The organism is Psychrobacter glacincola (assembly GCF_904846215.1).
GTDB classification, from domain to species: domain Bacteria; phylum Pseudomonadota; class Gammaproteobacteria; order Pseudomonadales; family Moraxellaceae; genus Psychrobacter; species Psychrobacter glacincola.
Genome location: NZ_CAJGZK010000058.1, coordinates 1 through 1,105, shown reverse-complemented (window position 1 = coordinate 1,105; position 1,105 = coordinate 1). Strand labels below are relative to the sequence as shown.

The following is a 1,105-nucleotide window of genomic DNA, read 5'->3' as shown; positions in this document are numbered from 1 at the left end:
TACGTGACCAGCTTACCGATGAAGAGCGTATGGTAACGGACAGTGCCCGTCAGTTTTTTCAAAAAGAGCTGATGCCGGGCATCGTTGAAGCAAATCGCAACGAGAATTTTGACCGTAATATCATGCGCCAAATGGGCGAGATGGGTCTTCTTGGTGTAACAATTGATGGCTATGGTTGTGCTGGCATGTCGAGCGTGGCTTATGGCTTGATTGCCAAAGAAGTTGAAGCAGTGGATTCAGGTTATCGCTCAGCGATGAGTGTGCAGTCAAGCTTGGTCATGCATCCTATTTGGGCGTACGGCACCGAAGAGCAAAAAGAAAAATATCTGCCGAAGCTGGCGACTGGCGAATATGTTGGCTGCTTTGGTTTGACTGAGCCGGATTCGGGTTCAGATCCCTCATCAATGTCAACGCGTGCACGCGCAGTGGCAGGCGGTTATGAGATAACCGGTAATAAAATGTGGATTACCAACAGTCCGATTTCTGATGTGTTTGTCGTTTGGGCAAAAGATGATGCTGGCGAGATTCGTGGTTTTATCTTAGATAAAGGTATGAAAGGGCTGTCTGCACCGAAGATTGAAGGCAAATTCTCACTGCGTGCGTCTGTCACGGGTGAGATTGTCATGGACAAAGTATTCGTTCCTGAAGCCAATGCTTTTCCAGATATTCGTGGCTTAAAAGGTCCGTTTGGTTGTCTAAATAAAGCCCGTTATGGTATCGCTTGGGGTTCAATGGGTGCGGCTGAATTCTGCTGGAAAGCGGCTCGTCAGTATACCCTTGACCGTAAGCAGTTTGGTCGTCCGCTAGCCGCGACGCAGCTTGTGCAGTTGAAGCTTGCCAATATGCAGACAGAAATCACGCTAGGTCTGCAAGCAGCATTGCGTGTTGGTCGTCTGATGGATGAGCATAATGCCGCTCCTGAGATGATCTCACTGATTAAGCGCAATAACTGCGGCAAGGCGTTAGAGATTGCACGTATTGCCCGTGATATGCATGGCGGTAATGGTATCTCTGATGAGTTCCATATCATTCGTCATGTGATGAATTTAGAAGCGGTCAATACTTATGAAGGCACTCATGATATTCATGCGCTTATCTTAGGTCG

1 protein-coding gene is annotated in these 1,105 nt (G+C 47.9%); it reads left to right on the top strand.

Features of this window, described 5'->3' with window-relative positions:
• The coding region (locus JMW90_RS13375) for an acyl-CoA dehydrogenase (RefSeq protein ID WP_201564737.1) at positions 1–1,105 on the top strand (1,105 nt) is incomplete at both ends.